The organism is Alcanivorax sp. (genome assembly GCF_014762765.1).
In the GTDB taxonomy this organism is placed as follows: domain Bacteria; phylum Pseudomonadota; class Gammaproteobacteria; order Pseudomonadales; family Alcanivoracaceae; genus Alcanivorax.
Window position 1 is genome coordinate 3276 of the sequence record NZ_JABURH010000067.1, and the last position, 2799, is coordinate 6074.

2 protein-coding genes are annotated in these 2799 nt (G+C 57.0%); both read left to right on the plus strand.

Going from position 1 to position 2799, the window contains the following annotated elements:
* On the plus strand, positions 1-1455 hold a 1455-nt coding region (locus HUJ17_RS02575), incomplete at its 5' end, for an SEC-C metal-binding domain-containing protein (RefSeq protein WP_290509212.1).
* A 126-nt stretch (positions 1456-1581) separates the two neighbouring features.
* Positions 1582-2784, plus strand: a complete 1203-nt coding sequence (gene argJ / locus HUJ17_RS02580; RefSeq protein ID WP_290509213.1) for a bifunctional glutamate N-acetyltransferase/amino-acid acetyltransferase ArgJ — start codon at positions 1582-1584, stop codon at positions 2782-2784.
* Positions 2785-2799 lie beyond the last annotated feature (15 nt).

The following is a 2799-nucleotide window of genomic DNA, read 5'->3' on the forward strand; positions in this document are numbered from 1 at the left end:
GTGTACCTGACACTGGAAGAAAAATTCGACGCCATCGTCAAGGAAATCAGCGAAGCGGTGGCCAAGGGGGCCCCGGTGCTGGTGGGTACCGCCACCATTGAATCGTCCGAGTATCTGTCCAAGCGCCTGAAAAAAGACAAGATTGCCCACGAAGTGCTAAACGCCAAGTTTCACCAGCGTGAAGCACAGATCATTGCCCAGGCCGGCCGTCCTGGTGCAGTAACGATCGCCACCAATATGGCGGGTCGGGGTACTGACATTGTGCTGGGTGGCAACCCGGAAGAGCAGATCAAGCACATGGATACCCCCTCGGAAAAAGAGGCGGAAAAAATTCGCTCCGAGTGGCAGGGCAACCATGACACCGTGATGAACGCTGGCGGCCTGCACATCATCGGTACCGAGCGTCACGAGTCCCGCCGTATCGATAACCAGCTTCGTGGTCGTGCCGGCCGTCAGGGTGATCCGGGCTATACCCGTTTCTTCCTGTCCATGGAAGATGACCTGATGCGTATTTTTGCCTCCGACCGCATCCGCAACATGATGCGCTCTCTGGGGCTGGAAAACGGCGAAGCCATTGAGCATCGTTGGGTGACCCGCGCCATCGAGAATGCCCAGCGCAAGGTGGAAGGGCGTAACTTCGATATCCGCAAGAACCTGCTGGAATACGATGACGTGGCTAATGATCAGCGTCGTGTGATCTACACCCAGCGTGACCAGATTCTCGAAGCCGACGATCTGCGTACCTCTGTACAGGGCATTCGCTATGATGTGGTGACCGAGCTGGTGCACAGTTACCTGCCGCCGGGTTCCGTGGAAGATCAGTGGGATGTGCCGGGTCTGGAGAAAACCCTGGAGGCGGAATTCCAGTGTAATGCACCGGTGGGACAGTGGCTCAACGAAGACAACCAGATGCATATTGACGGTGTCATCGAGAAGCTGGTGGAAACCCTGGAGCAGGACTATCTGCGCAAAGAAGGGGAGATCGGAGCCGAGGATCTACGCAAGATCGAGAAACACCTGATGCTGCAGATCCTCGACCGTCACTGGAAAGAGCATCTGGCTAGCATGGATCATCTGCGCCAGGGGATTCATCTGCGCGGTTACGCCCAGAAAAACCCCAAGCAGGAATACAAAAAAGAGTCCTTCGAGTTGTTCCAGGGGCTGCTCAACCAGATCCAGCATGAGCTGATCCGTGTGTTGCACAGCTTCCAGGTGCGTCGTGATGACGAAGTGGAGCGCCTTGAGCAGCAACGCCAGGAAGAGGCTCGCCGTCAGGCGGAAAAAATGAAGATGCAGGCGGCTCAAGAACCTGGCACTGATGGCACGGCCGGCGAGAACAATCAGCCTGACGGTCCAAAAACTGTAGTTCGTGAAGGTCGAAAGGTCGGTCGCAATGAGCCTTGTCCCTGTGGCTCCGGAAAGAAATACAAGCAATGCCACGGCAAGATTGAATAAACCAGCCTCAAGCGACAAGCTTCAAGCTGCAAGGAAAACCAGAGCACCGGCAAAGTCGGTGCTTTCTTTGTTTGGGCTTGTCGCTTACGGCTTGAAGCTTGTCGCTGAATTTTCAAGGAAATGGTTATGACACAGACTGAATGGTTGCCTGTTCCCGGTATTCGTCTCGCTGCTATTGAAGCTGGCATCAAAAAGGCCAACCGCAAGGATCTGGTCGTGCTGGAGTTGGGTGAAGGCACTCGTGTCAGTGGTGTGTTTACCCTGAACCGTTTCTGCGCGGCGCCGGTGCAGGTGGCGAAAAGCCGTCTGGCGCTGGGGACTCCTAAATACCTGATGATCAACACCGGTTATGCCAATGCGGGTACCGGAAAGAAGGGCATGGATAACTGTCTGGCCAGTTGTCGCCTGCTGGCCGATGCTGCCGGTTGCGCCGAAGAGCAGATCCTGCCGTATTCCACCGGAGTAATCGGTGAGCAGTTTCCGCTAACGGCGTTTGCAACGGGCTTGCCCAAGGCACTGGCGGAACTGGATGAGCATCACTGGGGCCGTGCCTCAGAAGGCATTATGACCACCGATACCTACCCCAAACTAACCAGCCGGCGGGTGGAGATCGACGGTGTACCGATTACTGTCACCGGTATGGCCAAGGGGTCGGGCATGATCAAGCCGAACATGGCCACCATGCTGGGCTTTATCGCCACCGATGCGCCTATCGCCAAACCCCTGCTGGACCAGTGGGTGAAGGCGTTGGCGGACAAGTCGTTCAACCGGGTCACGGTGGATGGTGATACCTCCACCAATGATGCGTGCATGCTGATCAGCACCGGGGTGGCCCCGATGCCGGAAATCCAGAGCCTGGATGACCATAGTCAGCTGCTGTACCAGGCGCTGGAAAGCGTTTTCGTAGAGCTGGCCCAGGCGCTGGTTCGTGATGGCGAGGGCGCTACCAAGTTCGTGTCGATCACTGTGGCCGGCGCAGCCAGTGAATCCGACGCCCGCACAGTGGCGGAAACCATTGCCCATTCTCCGCTGGTGAAGACCGCCCTGTTTGCCTCTGATCCCAACTGGGGGCGCATCCTCGCTGCCATTGGTCGTGCCCCCATTGCTTCACTGGACGTGGATAAGGTCAATGTCTGGCTGGACGACCTGTTGCTGGTGGAGCAGGGCGGTGTGGCGGACAGCTATGAAGAGACGAAAGGGGCAGCGGTGATGGCCCAGTCGGAGATCAGCATTCGTGCGGACCTGGCCAGCGGCGATGCTGAGTGCACCGTGTGGACCTGTGATTTCAGCTATGACTACGTGAAGATCAACGCGGAATATCGCACATGATGTTAACGTCTGACG